We start from the raw sequence: 18,017 nt of genomic DNA, 5'->3' as shown, positions 1-18,017 counted from the left end.
AAAATATTAATTAGCGACTTTTATTTTTAAAATTAAATATTTTTTTATACCAGACAACGTCTTTATCCTCATCGCTATATCCATACCCATATCCATATCCATAATTAAATCCATTTTTCATATCAACATCATTAATGAGTATAGCCGTTTTATGATTTTTGAGCTTTTTATCTTTATATAATTGTTCTGGTATTTCGAGTAATTTTTTATCTAAATAATTGGATCTTACAACATAAAGCAACAGATTAGCGTAATCATTAATTAGTAAAGTATCAGTTACTGCACTAACAGGTGCTGTATCAACAATGACAAAATCATAATTTTCAAGTCCGTAATCTACAATATCTTTAAAACGTCCATTCATAAATAATTCAGAAGGATTAGGAGCCTTTCTTCCTGAGGGAAAGATATCTATTTTAATAGATTCACTTTGAGGATATTTTACTGCAATAATATTATCATTAAGATTAGATATATTTTCAGATAAATATTCAGTTATACCGTTAGGATTTTCTTTAATTTTTAAATATTCTCTGACCTTAGGCTTTCTTATGTCTGCTTCTATAATTAGTACTTTTTTATTTGTTAGTGCTAACGTATAAGCTAAATTTACAGCTACATATGTTTTACCTTCTCCACTAATAGTAGAGGTTATGTAAATACATTTTGAATTATTTTTATCACCCGGAAGTAAAAAATTTATGTCAGTTCTTAATACTCTAAAAGCTTCTGCAGATGGTGAGTTTGCACTATTAATATCAATCAGCTCATCTTTAGAATGAGGTATATATCCACTTATAGGAATATTAGTAATTACCTTCTCAATATCTTTCTTAAATTTAACTTTATTATCTAATATAAATCTAACATAAAGTATAAACACAGGTATAAGCACTCCCAAAACTAAGCTAAATAATATGACTAAGTTTTTTTTAGGTGAAACAGCTCTGTCTGTATAAAAAGATTTGTCGACCACTTTTACTACATTTGGGGTAGAAGCTGTTGATATTTCAGTTTCTTCCCTTTTTTGTAACAATAGAAGATATAGAGCTTCAATTGTCTGTTGTTTTCTTGCTATATCTCTAAATCCACGTTCTTTTGAAGGTAATTCAGAAATACTTCCTTTTACTTCTCCTAATTGAGACTTTAAATTTCCTATAGCTAACTCTGTTGTTGATTTATAGTTTCTAAGACTTGATATTAAATTATTATTAAATTCTTTTAACCTGCTATCCAAATTTACAATTATAGGATTTTCTTCTGTTGAACTTTTTAAAAGATTATCTCTTTCCAGTACTAATTGATTATATTGCTGTGTTGCTTGTGCAATTGAAGGATCTGTCAATCCAATATTACTAGGTACCAAAGACTTTCTATTATTTCTAATAAAGTTATCCATATAGTTAACCAGACTTAACTGAATTAGATATTGTTTTAGCTGATCATCAATTTTAGAAGATTGCTGAACAGATATTTGACCTTCTGTAGCAATATCTGTAATAGCTTTTTTGGATTTAAACTTTTCCATACTTTGATCCGTTGTACTTAAATCTTTAGAGATTAAATCCAATCGATCATTAATAAAATTAATAGTATTTATACCAACTTTATTTTTATCTTCAATAATATCTTTTTCATACTGAGAAACCAACAAATCAATAATTTTATTTGAATTGTTAGGAAGTATATTTTCCATTTCCAAGTTAACTATATTACCATTTTTAGTATTAGCTTTAACGTTGATTTGACTAATGTAATGTAAAGCTGTTGAGTTCATTGGGAAAACAGATATTCTTAACTTATTATTTTTCTCAACTGCTTCTTTCAACAAAGGATTATACTGGAAAATAATCTGTCCAAATGAAAATTTTATAGGCTTATCAAAAAAGGCTGTTTTTTCATCTGATAAATCATTTACTTCGTAGGTAAAAGTTTTCGCATCTTTAACTTTAATATTAAATGAATATAATGAATCTATCAAATATTTGGATTTAGAATCTAAAAAATGAACTGTAACTGGTGATTCTTCTTTATAAATTTCATTAGTTATTAAGCTATTTCTCTGGAAATAATGAACATTTAAGTCCAAAGAATCTATAACTTTTGTCATTAACCGTCTGGATTTAAGCACCTCTATTTGATCTTCTATTTTTGAACCATTTGCTCCGGTAAGAGCTGTTAAATCTTGTAATCCTAATAAGGATGAACCATTGTCTGAATCTAAATCTAACAATATTTTAGATTCAGATTTATATTTTTTTGGTGTTAATTTCAGATAAAAAAATGATATTGACAACATTAATACTATAGATACGACAAACCATTTCCAATATATAAGATATTGATATAAAACCTCTTTGATATCAATATTACTTTCTTCTGGATATTCTGTGTTAGAGTCTTTCATAAATTTTATTAACGGGTAAGTACGGAAATCACTGAAATTATTACACCTGCCAATGAAACAAAAACTGATGTTGTTGCACTATAAGCAGAAGATGTCCTTTTTGCACTGTTGGGATGAACATACACCACATCATTTTGTGACAAATAATAGACTGGAGAACGAAATATATCTTTAGATGTTAAATCGACATGTGTAAATGTTTTGTTACCATCAATCTCTCTTACAACTATAATATCCTTTCTTTTTCCATAAATAGTTAAATCTCCAGCTAACCCTAAAGCTTCTAAAATAGTAATTTTTTCATTGGCTAATGTATAAGTTCCTGGCTTGGTAACTTCTCCCAAAACAGTTATTCTGAAGTTTGTTATAGAAATATTGACTGATGGATCTTTTATGTACTTAGATAATTTATTTCTCATAAAATCCATAGCCTCATTTCTAGTTAATCCTCCTAATTTTAATTTCCCTAATACAGGAAAATCTATATCTCCATTTTCATCTATCAAGTAGGTTTTTAGTCTAGGATTTGTTGTTGTAACACTTTCGGTCACATTATTATAATTGTATGCATTTTGTTGATTGAATGGTAATGTTGATTCTAGATCCAATGCAGAAACCGTAATCACGAGTAAATCATCCGGTTTTAAAGTAGGTGTATATTTATACACATCTTTTAACAAAATTTCATCTCCCTGAAAATAATACATTTCTTTTTTGGAAGCACAAGATGATAAAATAAACAAAGACAAAATAACAATATAATAGAAGTTACTTTTTTTCATTTTTTATAATTTAAGTTGTTAACTTTAGTAAATATATCAAAGAATGTAGATTTTTTTTTGAAAAAAAATCTACAAAAAGTTTATAACTTCTTATATATGTTTGATCAGTTATAACAGGGGTGCTATTTAATAAATTCATTAATTAGTATTAAACTATTAAGTAACGGCAAAAATAATGTATTTTTATGTATAAGACAAAACTAACTAGATTTTAATGATAAATAATATATTATAACATTAAAAAAATCATAGTTTTTTTAAATTTGAGTATTATCAAAATAATAACAATAAACCTAATATGGTATAATTATTGTCACCATATATGGTTAACCTTCTATAATTTTGACAAAAATTAAAAAAACTATTTTATGAATAATTATAATAATAATTTAGATGATGAATTCGAAGTATTTAAAAAAGCTATATATGAATTTTCTAAAACTGTAAAAAATGATATTCAACTTCAAATTTATGTTTCCGAAACAAGAAAATATATTGAATTTCTAATCACTTATTATTTAAGGCTTGGTAAATTGGATGAAGTAAGAGATAGAATAAATGAATTGGACATGATTCTTTTAAAAGAAATTGAAAATATTGAAAATAAAATTAACAGATAAATTTTAGTACGAAAAACATTAAAAGCGGTAATAAATTACCGCTTTTAATGTTTTTGAATTAATGTATGTATTATGAAAATTATAAATTTGCTGTCCATCCTTGCGCCCAGGTAGGAATAGCTGTTCCATTTCCGGCTCCGGTTGCTGTATTATCAACAGTATATGCATTCGTAACATTTACTACAGTTTTGTCTGATTTTTTTCCACTGGACTCTGTTGTAATATTATCAAATCTTATTTTGGTTATTTTTAATGAGCCATTGGCTACATTGTCCAAAGTAGAATCATGTTCAATATCCACTCCGGTTGAAAATCCGGATACAACGATATTCTCGAAACTTCCTTTAGTACCGTATCTGAGTTTTAAAGCTTGCGATTCACTTCCTGCTGTAGCCCCTATAAATGTAGCATTTTTAATTGTAGGATTTGAAACGGGAGCCGCTAGTTCATTAACCTGACTGTTATCAGCTTCTACTCCACGATTACCCGTACCATCGGTTCTTCGGGTCGTATATATATATTCACTGGTACCTGTCCATCCTTCCGTATAATCAAAAGCATCATCCTCATTACCATTAGAAACAATATGATAAGCATTAACAGTTCCACCAAAAAATTCAATACCGTCATCATTTCCCTGATAGATTTGTACATAATCAATGGTTGTTCCGTTACCTACTCCAAATAAAGATAAGCCATTAAATTCCTTTTCTGAATTAAAAGCAGCTCCCGAATATTCAATTCGGCAATATTTAATAGAGCCTGAGTTATCACTAACACTGGTTCCTCCGTATGTCAAAGAAGCTACCTCAGAAGTTGCTGTTCCATTACCTACATTGATAGGAGCTCTACCACATAAAACCAGACCTCCCCAGTCACCACCTGCCGGAGTCGTATTACCTGAAGTAAAGACTACCGGTGCAGAAGCCGTTCCGTTAACAAAAATTTTACCCCCCTGAGCAACAGCAAGGTAGGATGATGTTCCTCCGGTTGCTTCAATTCGAGTACCCGCTGGTATTTCCAAAGACGCACCATCTCTTATCGTAAATCCTCCGGTCAGCTTATAAACTTTAGATGGATCTAATTTTGCTTGTTGTCCGGACTTTAGTTCTCCTTTAAAATTAGATGGGTCTATAGTCACCAATTGTGGAGTGGCAGTGTTTTCATTTTTACTATCATCGCTTCCGCATGATATAATTGTTGACGAAACTGCTCCTAAACCCAATAAAAATTTGATAATAGTTTTACTTGCCATAATGTTTTGATTTATTTTTATTTAATTAGCTTAAAATTGTTGTGATAAACTTAATCCGAAATATCGTCCTTTATCATATGATCTCTGAGTTATATCTCCGGCAATGGTTTTTTGTTTTCTTTCATATTTAGGATTTAACAGATTTTTAGCTGTAAATCCTAAGGATGTATCTTTAGATAAATTAAATTTAAGAGTAGCGTCCAGTAAATGCAGCTCCTGTTCAACAAGATTTCCTGTGAGATTATAGCTTAAGGCATAAATGTTACTTCCTACATAAGCATAAGAAATAACCATATCCATAGACATTCTTCCCATTTGCTGGTTATATCCCAGATTAACATTAGCTAAAAAATTAGCTGCACCCTGTAAATCATCCTTTTTTTTATCAAAAGACGCATTAATAAAACCGTTTGTTTCCCTTTCAATTTTTTCCGAATTCAGATCAGATTGGGTTTTCATTACAGTTGCATTTAGAAAACTATATATTTTACCTGTTGAAAATTTTATAAGATCCTTTCGAATTTCTATCTCTGCTCCATAAACATAGGCATTATCGCCAACGTTGGCATATGATATCTCATTAGCTGAAGATGATAAGGTTAGCTTAGCTATTGGATTTTTAATATATTTTCCAAATGCAGTTAAAGATAGCACCTCTCCCGATTTAGGAAAAAGTTCCCATTTCAAATCAAAATTATAATTATCCGATGGATATAAATACGGATTTCCCATTCGTATTTCAGTAACATCTTCATAATAAAATGGTGCCACCTCTATAAACTGAGGCATAGTATATGTTTTCGAAAAAGCCATACGTAAATTATGATTGGGAGTTAATGAGTATTTTAAGTTTAAAGAAGGCAGGAATTTGGTCTTTTCTAGCTTCATATCTTCAGTACTCACACTTAGGTTGGTATCCCAGTTAATCTTTTGATTAACATTCTCAGCTCTTGCACCTGCCTGAACCGTGAATCTATCTGAAAGTTTATAAATAATATTAACAAATCCTGCATGAGTGATCTGTGTTCCTTTGAACTCACTGGGATTTAATGCTCCCGGGGTAAATATATTTCCTCTGAATGTTCTCATGATAAAAGAACCGGACTCAAATCCCGACTGATTAAAAAAAGAATCAAAATTGTTCACATCAGCAAACATTTCCATGGTAGGAATTTTAAAATTAATTTGTGTAGCTTCAAATTTTCTTTCCTTGCTTTTCCCCTGATATCCCAGATTTATTTTGTTTTCTCTATCACTTCCAAAAAAATAATAAAGTGATGCCCCGCCTGTGAATTCATTATCTTTAAGCTTGTCAAAATATCGGTTCTGATCTGAATCTGAATTACTGATAAATATGGGATTTCCTGATAATTCAGATGTTTTCGTTGTTGTTTGCTGTCTGTCCGGATTTTTACTATCTAATATATTGTATGCAACATTCCAGTCAGCCTCTACTCTATCTTTAAATTTATGACTACCCAGCAATTGGTTTACCCATAAAGACGATAATTTATATTCTGCTCTCCGTATAACTCCCGTTGCATCTTCTGCCAGATCTTTAATATACCCTTTCATAACTCGGTTGGTCTGATCCGAAGAGTTTACAAATAATGAATGGTAACTGATTTTATTTCTTTGATTGATTTTATATATGATATTGGCCATACCGGTCGTATTGGTTGAATATTCATACTTTTCGGAAGTTAAATCTTTAAGTGCATTTCCCTGAGCATTTAAGGTTTTTTCTATACCTTTACTATACACATAATCATTATCAAAAGATAAAGTTGCAGATAAAGATAACTTACCTTCCGAGCCTAAAGAAAAGCTTTTTCCTGCCTCCAGATTTAATCCTGAATCAAATGGATTTCTAATATTCTTCCAATTCCATGAAGTTGAGAAATTATAACCGGATAGAGCCTGAGAAGGTATATGGGTATTCTTAAAACCCCAGAAATTAGTTCCGTCTTTTTGCCAGAATTTATCCTGAGCTATAGCCTGAGTATTCACTCCGGAGTTCAGTCCTAATTTTACATAACCTTTTGCTTTAGGCTCTTTAGAGACAATATTGATATTAGCGCCAGCTACGTCTCCAAACATGGGTGATGAAAAAACCTTTTCTAAACTAATGTATTCAACAATACCTGTCTTAAAAATAGACAAATCAATGTTTTTCATATCCGGATTGTCGGAGGGAATCGGAAGACCGTTTAAAGTTGTTGAATTATATCTGTCTCCCAACCCTCTGATAAAAATAGTTCCTGTGCCCTCCTGTTTAAACGTACCAGTTGCTTTAGCCACAGCAGAAGCAACATCGCCAACTCCTTGCTTGCTAAGTTGTGCAGAAGATACATTCTCAGTAATTTCAACGGACTTTTTTTGCAATGAAACCAAACCTGTTTCCGTATTTAATGCTGATTGACCGGTAACCACTACTTTTTGAAGAACTTTTTCCTGACTTTCCTGAACCAATTTTACTGGAAGAATTGTATATTGTTCTTTAGTAACAGTAACTCTCTCCGTTACTTCTTTAAATGTCGAAGATGTAAACTCCAGTGTATATTCTCCAGGCTCTATTTCCAGCTGATAATTACCAGAACCATCTACTTGTGTAAAATAATCCGTTCCCTGAACAAAAATATTGCAATCGGTAACTGCACGATTCGTATTATCTGTTACTTTACCACGTACACCTTGTTGAGAATATAAAAAAACTGAATAAATAATTAATAGAAAAGAAAGAATGGGTTTTGTCTTCTGCATTGTAAATTTTTATGCAAAGAAATACGTACTATATTAATTAGTCATTACAAAAAGATAAAGATTTGGTTACAAAAAATAAGATACTATTTTTTTGACTAAAAAACAAAAGACTGTGAAACACAGCCTTTTAAAATATAAATTTAACAAATAAAAAATTACTTTTTCAATGTGAATAAGAATTCCAAACCTCCATGATTATGCTTTTTAACGTGAATTTCACCGTTATGCAACAATATTGCATTCTTAACTATAGAAAGTCCCAATCCTGTTCCCCCGCTATTACGGGTTCTCCCTTCATTAACACGGTAAAACCTTTCAAAAAGACGATTTAAATGCTTTTCTTCCACTCCCTCTCCGGTATCATAATAAGAAAAATACACAAAATTGGAATCTTCCATATAATTACTGATGTGAATTTCAATATTTTCTCCACCATAATTGATTGTATTTTCCATAAGATTCTGAAAAACAGAATACAACAAAGTATAATTCCCATTAACCTTCAAATGTTCATCAATAGAAATTTTAAGTTTTATCTTATGTCTCAGTAAGCCATCCATCAGATTTATTCTTACTTCATTGATTAGCTGAGATATATTTACAAATTCTTTTTTAAACAAATTTCCAGCCTCTTCCATTTTACTGATTAAACTAATATCATCAATTAAATGAGATAAGCGAACCGATTGTAAAAATGCTCGGTTTATAAATTGTTTTTGTTTATCCAACGGAAGATCCTGTTCTTCCAGAGTTTCCAGATAAGCCCGTATACTCGCCACAGGAGTACGAAGTTCGTGAGTGATGTTATTAGACATTTCCTGCTTAATCAAACGCGTCTTTTCCGATTTGGTAATATCTTTAATAATTATTTCAAAGCTTTGGTCCTCAAACTTAATGGTTTGCAATGAAAAAACTTTTTTACCCTTATTAATCTGTACTAAAAAATGATTTTCCTTATTATTTTCGTCTAAAATAAAGGCTTTGATTGGAAAAAATAGTTCATGATCAAATAGTAAACTTACATCAAGAATCGGATCATCTACAATAAAATTTAAATATTGAATAAACTGCGAATTTGAATATATACTTTTTAAATCCGGATTAAAAATACAGACACCTTCATTCACATATTGAAAGTGAAGGATTAATTTTTCTCTCTCCAGTTCAATCTCCTGTTTGCTTTGTTCTTTCTGTTTAACAATAGCCGCAAGTTCCGTTCCTATTTCCCCCAAATCATCATCAGGAAAATGAACATTTTCAGGAATGCTTTTTCCATTTTTAACATCAATAACATAATTCTTTAAGCGAATGATAGATTCGTTAAAACGATCAGATACAAAATTCAATAAAAAAAGAACAATGATAAACATACCCAGTGTCAGGTATAAAAAAACATTGTCTGCTTTAAAAAATTTTTCCGTCTGAATATTATAAGGTAGTGCTACACGAACAAAATACTGGTTGTATGATGAAGCATAGTACATATACTCCTCCCGTGTAGAAGTTGACATGCGTACATTAGATCCCTTCCCCTGAAAAATAGCTTTTTGAATTTCGGGCCTTCTGAGATGGTTTTCCAGTGTTTTAACGTTTTGTACATCATTGTCGAACAATACATCTCCTTTTTTACTGATCACCGTTATTCTTATCTGCTTGGGCAACAATTGAGACAATTCCTGTAATCTGTCTGAATTTCCTTCCAGAAGCTTTTCGTGAAGAATATACGAATTAATAACATTAGCATAACTCTCTAATGTTGTTTCGATTGTCTGGGTTTTATAATTTTTTTCTTTTTTTCTTTCAAAAAGCACCAGAATTATAGTGAATAGGGCAAAAATGGCAAAAAAGTAAAAGAATATGCGCTGTTTATAAGATAATTTCATTAAATTAGGTTCTTAAGTACAATTAAAATATTTTATTTCATTGAAAAACTATATCCGTATCCCGTTTTGTTAACGATCAGCTTACCATAGCTACCAATCTTTTTTCTGAGTCTGGCAATATGCACATCCACAGTACGTTCCAGTACAAACTCATTGTTCCTCCATACTTTATTCAGTATCTCTGCACGTGAATGAATCTTATTTTCATTTTTAAGCAGGAAAACAAGAATTTCAAATTCTGTTTTAGTTAAATCAACCGTGTTTTTATCAATTGTAACCTGTTTAGTTTCAAGATTTACTTCCAGACCATCAATCGTTACCATATTGCTCTCCTTTTCAACAAGTACCGGCTTATCCGATCTTTTAAGCACACTTTTGATCCGGGCCACTACCTCTTTGATTGAAAAAGGTTTGGTAATGTAGTCATCACCTCCGATTGAAAAACCCGTTAACATATCATTTTCCGTATTTTTTGCGGTAAGAAAAATAATTGGTACCTGATTTTTAGATTTTCTTAATTTTTCGGCCATTTTATATCCGGACATTCCTTCCATCATAACATCCAGAAGAATCAGCTCATGACTGGAATCAAATATTTCCAGAGCCTCTTCCGCAGATTCCGCTAAATCCACCTTAAAACCTTCACTTTCCAGATTAAACTGTAAAATTTCACGAATATCGGTTTCGTCTTCAACAATCAGTATAGTGGGAACAGTTTCCATAATGCTCTTTCTAGGTTATTTTTTATGTCTTATATCTCTTCCTTCAGTCAAATAAATGGCTGATTCGGCAATATTGGTTGCACCGTCACCGATACGCTCAAGATTCTGATTAATAGAATTTATAATCAAAAGATTTTCAATATCGGTTCTGGCCAGGATTTTATCGGAGAAAGTTTCCTGTAAGTTACTATTTATTTTATGAAATAAGGTATTCACCTTTTTATCCTCTCTAATAATTTTATAGGCCAACACATTGTCATGAGCTGTAAATGAAATCAGAGCATTCCGAACCATTTCACTCACAATTTCCAGCATTTTGCTGAGCTCTTTTTTAAATTCCGAAAAATTGGTAACGGCACTATCATTATAATCCTTGATAAAATGAATGATGTTTAAAAGAATATCACCGATTCGTTCCAAATTGGTAGTCATATCCTGATAAGCTATAATTCTTCTAAGGTCTTCCGCCAGCGGATTAAAAGTAAATATCGTGAATACCACTTCCTCACGTATTTTCATCTCCAGCCGGTCAATAATAATTTCATTTTCCCGTCCTTCTTCGTACAGTTCATTGATCTGGTGGTTATCCAAAAGTTTTTTGGTAATCTGAATCTGAGTTAATACCGTTTTGGATATCAATTCAAAATCGTTTTGCAGAATTTCTAACTGTTTAATTTTTATATTTGTCGGCATACTATCAACTTGTTTTATAATTAACTAAATACTCCTGTAAGATAATCTTCGGTTCTTTTATGTTTAGGCTTGGTAAACATTTGTCTGGTTGAATCGTATTCTACCAGTTCACCTAAATACATGAACATAGAATTATCGGAAATTCGGGCAGCCTGAGACATATTGTGAGTAACCACCAATATAGTATATTCTTTTTTAAGTTCCAACACCAATTCTTCCACACGGTTAGTTGATATCGGATCAAGAGCAGACGTAGGTTCATCCATCAACAGAACTTCCGGTTTCAATGCCAGTGCTCTGGCAATACACAAACGCTGCTGCTGGCCACCGGATAGAAAAGTTCCCCTTTTATTAATGGAGTCTTTAACTTCATCCCACAATGCCACATCCTGCAAACTTTTTTCAACAATTTCTTCTTTTTCCGATTTTTTAAGTTTAATACCGTTTAAACTATATCCCGCCAGCACATTTTCCAGAATGCTCATCGTAGGAAATGGATTAGGTCTTTGAAAAACCATTCCGGCCATTCGCCTTACTTTCATAGGATTCATATCAAAGATATTTTCACCTTTAAGAATAATTTCTCCGGTTGTTTTTATGCTGGGATATAATTCATGCATTCTGTTAATGGCTCTTAAAAGCGTACTTTTTCCGCATCCCGAAGGCCCCATGATTGCAGTAATTGTATTTTTGTTCACTACGGCATTAACATTTTCTACGGCATTTTTTCCCGGAACATAAGAAACGCATACATTTTTTAATTCCAGAATCGGCGTATCATGATTAATTACTGAATTTTCCATTTTTTAGAAATACTTTTTGCTGTTAGGTTGATAACCAAAATAATTAATAATAACAATAAAGATGAAGACCAGACCAGGTCTGATAAATTAGGATCATTATAAAATTCCCATATTAACAGAGGTATGGAGCTGGTGGGTTTAGTAAAATCCCAGTTTACTATAGAGGCACCTAATGCGGTAACCAAAAGTGGTGCCGTTTCACCCATTACCCGTGAAATAGCTAGCAATATCCCTGTGAACATGCCTCCAAAGGCAGAGGGTATTAATACTTTAAATACCACATTTACATACGAACCACCCAGGGCCAGTGCTGCCTCTTTAAGAGTAACGGGAAGCATCCGGATACTTTCTTCGGTAGAACGGATAATCATAGGGAGCATCATAATGGACAGAGCCACACTCCCGGCTAATGCCGAATAGGAATGCATCGGACGTACTACCCAGATATACACGATAATACCCACAACAATAGAGGGTATTCCCTGAAGCAAATCTGTTAAATTACGAATCAGGTTAGCAAAAAAACTGTTTTGTTTTTCCGCCAGGTAAACCCCTGCAAAAATCCCTATAGGAATAGATATGACAATGGCAATACCTAAAATTAAAAGTGTCCCGGTAATTCCATTTAATATACCGCCGGGAATTAAATCATCGCTCATTTTTGCCAGCATGGCATCCATAGAAGTCGGAGCCGTTTCGGTAAATAAGCTGAGGTTAAATTGCCGGTATCCTTTTTTTAAAAGTTCCCAAAGAATTAAAAATAAAGGAACCATAGCCAGAAAAGAGAAAATACAAATAATATAAAAGAAAAATTTGCTTTTCAGTTCCCTGTATTTTATACTGGATGTAAACATGGTTTAAGCTTTGTTAATTAATTTCATACTGTATTTAGCTATAAAATTGATGACAGCCGTTATCAAAAACAATAACAGGCCAATCGCAATCAGCGAGCTCAATTTAAGACCGTCTGCTTCACCGAACTGGTTGGCAATAATACTGGCCATGGTATTTCCAGTACCTGTTATTCCGGTAGGAATGGCATTTGTATTACCAATCAGCATAGTTACGGCCATGGTTTCCCCCAAGGCTCTTCCCAATGCCAATATATAGGAAGTAAGAATGCCTGAACCTGCAGCCGGAAGACTTATCCGGGTAACTACCTCCAGGCGGGTGGCTCCAAGGCTGTAAGCTGCTTCTTTAAGTTCATTGGGAACCATAGAAATAAATTCCGCACTTAGAGACGATGCATAAGGAATAATCATAATAGCCAGCACAATAGATGCCAGTAGCACACCAAAACCGGTATCGCTGACCCCTAAATCAACCAAAACAGGACAAACTACATAAAACCCCCATAATCCGTAAACTATGGAGGGAATACCTGCAAGCAGATCCACTATTGAACTGACTACTGTCGATATCTTTTTTCCCCGGAAATATTCCCCGTTAAACAAAGCCACCGGTAAAGAAAACAATACACAGAAAGCTAAAGCCAGTACAGAGGTCATAAGGGTTCCTGATATAAATGATAAAGCACCATATTTATCTGTTTTAGGATTCCAGGAATCTGAAGTAAGAAATTTGAAAAATCCTATTTCGGAAAATGTTCGTAAACTCTGGCTGATTAAAGCGTATACAATACCCGCAGTTAACAGCAGTATGAGAAACGAGGCTAAAAATAATACTATTTTAAATAATCTATCTTTCATTATATCAGAACTTGACAGTTATAGATAGTTTTTGTTTTATTATGGATTAATTGCTTTTTTATTGAAAGTGATAGATTTGATATTGGTTTTATTTAACTCAACCGCTTTCTGTGGAAGAGGTGCATAATGAGTTTTCGCCGCCACTTTCTGACCTTCTTCTCCGATTACGTAATCAAGAAGTCCTACTAAAGCTTTAGCGGTATTTTCGGTACGGTTGTTATATGATTGTTCTTTAAACAGGATGATCCAGGTAAACGTACTGATAGGATATGCATCTGCTGAAGAAGAATTGGTAATCATTACACGGGTATCTGCTGGTAAATCTACATTTGCAGACGCAGATATTGATTCAGTAGTAGCTTCCACGAATTTACCGGAAGAATTTTTTAACGAAGCACTAGGTATGTTGAGTGCCAATGCATATTCAGAACCGATATATCCGATAGAACCTTTAGTTTTTGATATGATTCCGGCAACTCCCGGATTTCCTTTTGCAGCTATACCTGCCGGAAATTCCAATGATTTTCCTTTTCCTATTTCTTTATTCCATAACTCATCCGCTTTAGACATATAGTCGGTAAACACATAGGTTGTTCCGCTTCCGTCTGAACGGTATACCGGAGTAATTGCCAAATCAGGGAAAGTGATTTCCGAATTGATGGCTTTTATTTTAGGATCATTCCAGTTTTTTATTTTTCCTCTGTATATTTCAGAAATAAGTTCAGCGGTAAGTTTTAATCCTTTTACGTCCGGAAGGTTGTAAGATAAAACCACTGCACCCAAAGCCGTAGGGATATGAACAATCTCTCCTCCCATTTCCTTAAGCTCATCATCGGATAAAAATACGTCCGTAGCACCAAAATCTACTGTACGATCTTTCAAACTCCGTATTCCGCTTCCACTTCCGGTAGCTCCATACGTAACTTCGTTCCCCGATTGTTCCGAATAATTTTTAAAAACAATATTGTAAAAAGGAGCCGGAAAGGTTGCTCCTGCTCCTGAAAGCTTAGCCTTACCTTCTTTGTCTTGGTTACAGGCAGTTAACATCATAACCGCTCCTGATAGTAAAAGAATTATCTTTTTCATTATGTAATTTTTATGCAATACTAAAGGTATTTCGTAACAATGTTGTTACAGTTTTGTTGCGATTTGGTTAAGATTTATTTGAAAGGAAAATTTGCACTCAGGGCAAAGAAAATGCGTATTTTTGAAAAAAATATATTAAATGACGGCTCAGGAAATTTTAGGAAACATATTAAAGGCTCACGATTTGAATACGTTAGAGTACAAAGGATGGCTTTTGGTTGACGAACAGCTGCCTGCCATGAGTGCTGCTACACAAAATCTGAAAGAATACGAAAACGGAGCCAGCATACGTTTGGATATCACTCTTCTCTTAGGAGATAAAAAAGTGATATACGAAAGCTTTGCAGGAGTAGGTAAAGACGAGCTTTCCGCTACTCAGGATGCTTTCCAGAATTTTGCTGCCAACTCTCTGCATGTTTTTTTATCTGCTTTCTGGCAGGTGGACGAACATGAGCATATAGGTATTGAAGAATGGGAAATTGATGGTGAAATGTGGAAAGTTTACATTGGTAATTTCGGCTGCAAGGGAGATTACAATATTCCTCAGGATCTGTTTTCCACCATTGAAGAACAGATTAAAAACGATACCCTTACTGAAGATCTTAACTGGTACAGGATTTATTATGCTAATATTTCCAAAGACGAAAAAATGATTGAATCGCTGAAAAATAATGAAGACTGGCCATTGCTCGGAAATAAACTAAAAGACATCCACTGGACAGCTTCCGATAAATTTTACAGCCTTCGGAATTTCATATTAATTAAAAAGATGGATGTAAAAGACTCTATATGAAGAAAATCCTTTTTTTGGTCTGCCTGTCGGTTTTAGGAAAGGCGCAGACTACAGACACCCTGTTTTCCGCTAGCAAGATACAATCCATTATAAAAGTACTGGCTTCTGATGATATGAAAGGCCGGGAAATATTCACTCCGGAAATTGACAGTGCCGCGGCTTTTATTGCTTCCCGTTTTCAAAAAACCGGACTGACTCCCTATACCTCAGACTCCTATTTTCAAACATTCAGTTATGAACGTTATCCGCAAGGAACGCTTACCAATGTGATAGGTATACTGGAGGGTAAATCCAGAAAAAATGAATACGTTATTTTTTCGGCTCATTATGATCACCTGGGCATGCGTTCCCCTCAAATGGGAACTGATTCTATTTACAACGGAGCAAATGACGATGCTTCCGGGGTTGCTGCAGTACTGCTTCTTGCTGAATATTTTAAAAAACTGAACCAAAACGAAAGAACTCTTATTTTTGTCTGTTTTACCGGTGAAGAGGAAGGCGGATTAGGTTCCCGGTATTTTTCAAAACAATACGATCCTAACCAAATTACTGCTATGTTTAATATTGAAATGATTGGAACGGATAGCAAATGGGGGAAAAATTCAGCCTTTATTACCGGTTATGAAAAATCGGATTTCGGCACAATTCTTCAAAAAAACCTATCCGGTACCCCTTTTAGTTTTTACCCGGATCCATATAGAAAAGAAAAACTTTTTTACCGTTCAGACAATGCCACTCTGGCCTATCTGGGAGTACCGGCCCACACTATCAGCACCTCAAAAATGGATAACGAACCCTACTACCATCAGGTAAACGATGAAATCGATACCCTGGATCTTTCCAATATGAGTGAAATTGTTAAAGCGATTGCCCTAAGTGCGCAATCCATTATTTCCGGAGCAGACACTCCTACCCGAATCAATGAATAACTAATATCAAACCGTATGAAATATCGTAAAACACCTTTAAAAAAAATTATTATACCTATACTGATCGGACTCGTTTTTATTTCTGCAACACAAGAACAAAAAAAGAGGAAAAAAATTTCCGAAATTAAGAGGCTGGTAAAAGAAATTAATGCAGATCAGGAGTACGAAATCATTAAAAAACATTACAAAGGGATTCTTTTATCCGGCTACTTTAAAAACGGAGAACTTAAAAAGATAGTAGCCGATACGCACAGCTTCATAGGCAGGTACATTACCGAATATTTTTTCTTCTCAGGTAAACTTATCTTTATTTATAATTACGACAAAGCCTTTGAGATAAACGAAAAAACCCAGGAGCCGGATTCGTCTCGTATCAGCCGTATTCTGGAAACCCGCACCTATATCAAAAATGATAAGATACTGGAATTTAAATTTCGTGGCAATTCTCATCATGACGATGAGGACATCGATATTTCCGATGCCTATAAGTTTGCCCGTCAGCTCAGAAACTGATTACACTTTCATTTTTTTATCTAAAAAATCCTTGAGAATCAGAGCATGGTTTTGCTCTTTATTTTTAGAAGCATACAGTAAGGTTATCTTAGGATAAGAAGCCAGCAGAGGCATAAGTTTCTCTACCGCATCCGACTGACTGAGCTCTTCCCGGTAATGAGAAACAAAAACCGGCCAGTGATGCTCCGGATCTGAATGAAACCATTTGCGCAATCCTGACGAAGGAGTTACCTCTTTCGCCCACATATCGTAGGGCAAATTTTCTTTTTTTATTCCTCTGGGCCATAAACGATCCACCAAAATACGGTACCCGTCTTCCGGATCGTAAGGCTCATACACCCTTTTTACTACAATTTCTGGCATAAGTTACCTAATTATTTATTTATTTACTGCGAAAAAAATGCCAGAAGTTTCGATTTATGGAAACCATCTATCCACACATTCCCTGAGGCACCTTGCAGGTAGAAATTCTAGGTAAACCTAACCTTTAGTTTGTTTAACAGATTAAACACAATAAACATAAAATATACTATTTTAGTAGTATAAATTTAATAATATAGATAATTTTAACCACCTATTAATATAATTAGTAATTATTTCTCGTATTTTTGCTTTGTTATTGTTTAAAAGTTGTAACTTATACGGTATCTTTATGAATTCAGATGAAATTTCACGCAAACGTCTTAAAGAAACAGATTCTTCAGAGGAATATTCAAACTTTAAACTCTATACCCAGCAAGAGATAGAGCAGTTAAACAAAGGGAGCTACTATGCCCGCTACGGAGGAAACAAAGACAGCCAGTACGGCAACAGCTCGCTGGTCAGCATAAGCGTACAGATACAGGGAGTGGATTATTTCAACCAGACCAACCTGAAGCTGGAGCTGAAGCAGTCCTTTAGCGGACACCACGAGTTTGAGCTTACCGCCGACCCCGACGAATTTTCCGAATCAAAAGCCTATCCGCTGGAAAACTCCCGCCGCCATCTGGGTAAGAGGATCACATTTTCCTTCCGGCAGTACGGCCGGGTGATGAGTCAGTTTATTGGCGTAATCACCCA

At 33.8% G+C, this 18,017-nt stretch carries 16 protein-coding genes and 1 pseudogene; 5 read left to right on the top strand and 12 right to left on the bottom strand.

Features of this window, described 5'->3' with window-relative positions; translation table 11 throughout:
* Positions 1-10 precede the first annotated feature (10 nt).
* A complete protein-coding gene (locus EQ921_RS07505) occupies positions 11-2,407 on the bottom strand; it encodes a polysaccharide biosynthesis tyrosine autokinase (protein ID WP_128331176.1) in 2,397 nt (798 codons plus the stop codon).
* Between the two features lie 8 nt (positions 2,408-2,415).
* Entirely contained in the window at positions 2,416-3,189 is a 774-nt protein-coding gene (locus EQ921_RS07500) for a polysaccharide biosynthesis/export family protein (protein WP_128152860.1), read from the bottom strand.
* A 368-nt stretch (positions 3,190-3,557) separates the two neighbouring features.
* Here EQ921_RS07500 and EQ921_RS07495 point away from each other — a divergent pair, with 368 nt between their 5' ends.
* Positions 3,558-3,809: a hypothetical protein gene (locus tag EQ921_RS07495; protein ID WP_128331175.1), complete on the top strand. Its 252-nt coding sequence runs from the start codon at positions 3,558-3,560 to the stop codon at positions 3,807-3,809.
* A gap of 79 nt (positions 3,810-3,888) precedes the next feature.
* Here EQ921_RS07495 and EQ921_RS07490 read toward each other — a convergent pair whose 3' ends face one another.
* From EQ921_RS07490 to pstS, 9 genes are all read right to left on the bottom strand, one after another.
* A complete protein-coding gene (locus EQ921_RS07490) occupies positions 3,889-5,064 on the bottom strand; it encodes a hypothetical protein (protein WP_128331174.1) in 1,176 nt (391 codons plus the stop codon).
* 30 nt (positions 5,065-5,094) lie between these two features.
* Positions 5,095-7,827 carry a TonB-dependent receptor gene (locus EQ921_RS07485; protein ID WP_128331173.1) on the bottom strand — a complete coding sequence of 911 codons (2,733 nt, stop codon included), beginning with the start codon at positions 7,825-7,827 and terminating at the stop codon, positions 5,095-5,097.
* A gap of 155 nt (positions 7,828-7,982) precedes the next feature.
* Positions 7,983-9,710, bottom strand: a complete 1,728-nt coding sequence (locus EQ921_RS07480; protein WP_128152864.1) for a cell wall metabolism sensor histidine kinase WalK — start codon at positions 9,708-9,710, stop codon at positions 7,983-7,985.
* A 32-nt stretch (positions 9,711-9,742) separates the two neighbouring features.
* Entirely contained in the window at positions 9,743-10,432 is a 690-nt protein-coding gene (locus tag EQ921_RS07475) for a response regulator transcription factor (RefSeq protein WP_128152865.1), read from the bottom strand.
* A gap of 15 nt (positions 10,433-10,447) precedes the next feature.
* A complete protein-coding gene (locus tag EQ921_RS07470; protein ID WP_128152866.1) occupies positions 10,448-11,125 on the bottom strand; it encodes a PhoU domain-containing protein in 678 nt (225 codons plus the stop codon).
* A gap of 20 nt (positions 11,126-11,145) precedes the next feature.
* A complete protein-coding gene (gene pstB / locus EQ921_RS07465) occupies positions 11,146-11,928 on the bottom strand; it encodes a phosphate ABC transporter ATP-binding protein PstB (protein ID WP_128152867.1) in 783 nt (260 codons plus the stop codon).
* Positions 11,913-12,782, bottom strand: coding sequence for a phosphate ABC transporter permease PstA (gene pstA, locus EQ921_RS07460; protein WP_128331172.1), 870 nt, complete (start codon positions 12,780-12,782; stop codon positions 11,913-11,915). The genes pstB and pstA overlap by 16 nt, the downstream gene beginning before the upstream one ends.
* A gap of 3 nt (positions 12,783-12,785) precedes the next feature.
* Positions 12,786-13,637, bottom strand: a complete 852-nt coding sequence (pstC, locus tag EQ921_RS07455; RefSeq protein WP_128331171.1) for a phosphate ABC transporter permease subunit PstC — start codon at positions 13,635-13,637, stop codon at positions 12,786-12,788.
* Positions 13,638-13,676: 39 nt separating this feature from the next.
* A complete protein-coding gene (gene pstS, locus EQ921_RS07450) occupies positions 13,677-14,723 on the bottom strand; it encodes a phosphate ABC transporter substrate-binding protein PstS (RefSeq protein WP_128152870.1) in 1,047 nt (348 codons plus the stop codon).
* Positions 14,724-14,862: 139 nt separating this feature from the next.
* On the opposite strand from pstS, the gene EQ921_RS07445 reads away from it, so the two are divergent.
* The 3 genes from EQ921_RS07445 to EQ921_RS07435 are packed head-to-tail and all read left to right on the top strand — an operon-like array spanning position 14,863 to position 16,958.
* A complete protein-coding gene (locus EQ921_RS07445) occupies positions 14,863-15,516 on the top strand; it encodes a DUF6348 family protein (protein ID WP_128331170.1) in 654 nt (217 codons plus the stop codon).
* Entirely contained in the window at positions 15,513-16,445 is a 933-nt protein-coding gene (locus EQ921_RS07440) for a M28 family metallopeptidase (RefSeq protein WP_128331169.1), read from the top strand. Before EQ921_RS07445 ends, EQ921_RS07440 begins: the two co-directional genes overlap by 4 nt.
* A 15-nt stretch (positions 16,446-16,460) precedes the next feature.
* Positions 16,461-16,958: a hypothetical protein gene (locus EQ921_RS07435; RefSeq protein ID WP_128152873.1), complete on the top strand. Its 498-nt coding sequence runs from the start codon at positions 16,461-16,463 to the stop codon at positions 16,956-16,958.
* Here EQ921_RS07435 and EQ921_RS07430 read toward each other — a convergent pair whose 3' ends face one another.
* Positions 16,959-17,321, bottom strand: a complete 363-nt coding sequence (locus tag EQ921_RS07430) for a DUF488 domain-containing protein (protein ID WP_128331168.1) — start codon at positions 17,319-17,321, stop codon at positions 16,959-16,961. It lies immediately after the preceding gene.
* 289 nt (positions 17,322-17,610) lie between these two features.
* On the opposite strand from EQ921_RS07430, the pseudogene EQ921_RS07425 reads away from it, so the two are divergent.
* Positions 17,611-18,017: pseudogene (locus EQ921_RS07425) on the top strand (hypothetical protein); the annotation flags it as partial.

This window comes from Apibacter sp. HY039, from assembly GCF_004023655.1.
Classification (GTDB): domain Bacteria; phylum Bacteroidota; class Bacteroidia; order Flavobacteriales; family Weeksellaceae; genus Apibacter; species Apibacter raozihei.
This window is presented reverse-complemented; position numbering and strand designations above follow the sequence as displayed.

What these genes read in the sequence shown, in the direction of transcription:
- EQ921_RS07505 (WP_128331176.1), bottom strand. Translation starts at nt 2,407, where the DNA reads ATGAAAGACTCTAACACAGAATATCCAGAAGAAAGTAATATTGATATC.
- EQ921_RS07500 (WP_128152860.1), bottom strand. Translation starts at nt 3,189, where the DNA reads ATGAAAAAAAGTAACTTCTATTATATTGTTATTTTGTCTTTGTTTATT.
- EQ921_RS07495 (WP_128331175.1), top strand. Translation starts at nt 3,558, where the DNA reads ATGAATAATTATAATAATAATTTAGATGATGAATTCGAAGTATTTAAA.
- EQ921_RS07490 (WP_128331174.1), bottom strand. Translation starts at nt 5,064, where the DNA reads ATGGCAAGTAAAACTATTATCAAATTTTTATTGGGTTTAGGAGCAGTT.
- EQ921_RS07485 (WP_128331173.1), bottom strand. Translation starts at nt 7,827, where the DNA reads ATGCAGAAGACAAAACCCATTCTTTCTTTTCTATTAATTATTTATTCA.
- EQ921_RS07480 (WP_128152864.1), bottom strand. Translation starts at nt 9,710, where the DNA reads ATGAAATTATCTTATAAACAGCGCATATTCTTTTACTTTTTTGCCATT.
- EQ921_RS07475 (WP_128152865.1), bottom strand. Translation starts at nt 10,432, where the DNA reads ATGGAAACTGTTCCCACTATACTGATTGTTGAAGACGAAACCGATATT.
- EQ921_RS07470 (WP_128152866.1), bottom strand. Translation starts at nt 11,125, where the DNA reads ATGCCGACAAATATAAAAATTAAACAGTTAGAAATTCTGCAAAACGAT.
- pstB (WP_128152867.1), bottom strand. Translation starts at nt 11,928, where the DNA reads ATGGAAAATTCAGTAATTAATCATGATACGCCGATTCTGGAATTAAAA.
- pstA (WP_128331172.1), bottom strand. Translation starts at nt 12,782, where the DNA reads ATGTTTACATCCAGTATAAAATACAGGGAACTGAAAAGCAAATTTTTC.
- pstC (WP_128331171.1), bottom strand. Translation starts at nt 13,637, where the DNA reads ATGAAAGATAGATTATTTAAAATAGTATTATTTTTAGCCTCGTTTCTC.
- pstS (WP_128152870.1), bottom strand. Translation starts at nt 14,723, where the DNA reads ATGAAAAAGATAATTCTTTTACTATCAGGAGCGGTTATGATGTTAACT.
- EQ921_RS07445 (WP_128331170.1), top strand. Translation starts at nt 14,863, where the DNA reads ATGACGGCTCAGGAAATTTTAGGAAACATATTAAAGGCTCACGATTTG.
- EQ921_RS07440 (WP_128331169.1), top strand. Translation starts at nt 15,513, where the DNA reads ATGAAGAAAATCCTTTTTTTGGTCTGCCTGTCGGTTTTAGGAAAGGCG.
- EQ921_RS07435 (WP_128152873.1), top strand. Translation starts at nt 16,461, where the DNA reads ATGAAATATCGTAAAACACCTTTAAAAAAAATTATTATACCTATACTG.
- EQ921_RS07430 (WP_128331168.1), bottom strand. Translation starts at nt 17,321, where the DNA reads ATGCCAGAAATTGTAGTAAAAAGGGTGTATGAGCCTTACGATCCGGAA.